1 protein-coding gene is annotated in these 959 nt (G+C 32.4%); it reads right to left on the bottom strand.

The features are described 5' to 3' along the window. A partial coding sequence (locus TP70_RS08715; RefSeq protein ID WP_044361042.1) for an RNA-guided endonuclease TnpB family protein occupies nucleotides 1–763 on the bottom strand: 763 nt, incomplete at its 3' end. Nucleotides 764–959: the final 196 nt, after the last annotated feature.

Below are 959 nucleotides of genomic sequence, written 5' to 3'. Positions count from 1 at the left end.
TCTTTTCATGTAATCGCGCTACTTTTCGTTTTTGTTTTTGATAGTTCTTTGCTTCAAAGAGAGAGACACCTTTCTTTTTAGCTAATAAAGCACGCTTTGACAACTTACGTTGTTCACGTCTGAGTTTCTTTTCCATTTTAGCCGTGAAGTTATGATTATCAATTTTTTGACCATCAGAAAGAATCGCAAAGTTTGTAATACCTAAGTCAATACCAATTGCAGAGTATGATTTAGGCAATTCATTTATCTCTTCTTTACATAATAAAGAAATATAATATTTACCGCTAGCATGACGTGATATTGTTGCTGACTTAATAATCCCTTTTGGCTGTCTGTGAAGTTTAATTCTGATTAAGGATTTTAATTTAGGAACTTTGACAAACTTATCATCAATCAAAGCAACTGTCCCATTCTGATTATTCGTTGTATAACTTTGAACAGGATTTTTCTTACTTTTGAACCGAGGAAATCCAATAGATTTATCGCGAAAAAAGTTCTTGTAGGCTTTATCTAAATTAAGTTGTGCATTAGCTAAAGCAAGACTATCAACTTCTTTCAAGAATGGGAATGCTTTTTTATATTTTGCAGGTGTTGGAAAACGCATTTTCTCAGAGGGATTGTTCGCTTTTTCTTGATAAGCTTTTATTCGGTCATGAAGCATGAGATTATAGACTTTACGAACACAACCAAAAGACTTCGTAAAGAATATCTCTTGTTCTTCTGTTGGATATAATCTAAATTTGTACGCTTTCAATCGTTCCATTAGATACACCACCTATCTATTTATGATTATTCACTTGATTGGGGGAAACTTTGAACATAATGTGTATAGGGTCTTATCATAATTCCACGCAACTAAAGTAATCAGATATTTCATTATCAATTACTTGTCTACGCTATTTCGTTGCCAAAATAAGAGGATAGTGAAGAAGGGATTCTAAATGACTATTTGTATCTAA

The sequence above is a fragment of the Staphylococcus microti genome, assembly GCF_000934465.1.
GTDB classification, from domain to species: domain Bacteria; phylum Bacillota; class Bacilli; order Staphylococcales; family Staphylococcaceae; genus Staphylococcus; species Staphylococcus microti.
This window is presented reverse-complemented; position numbering and strand designations above follow the sequence as displayed.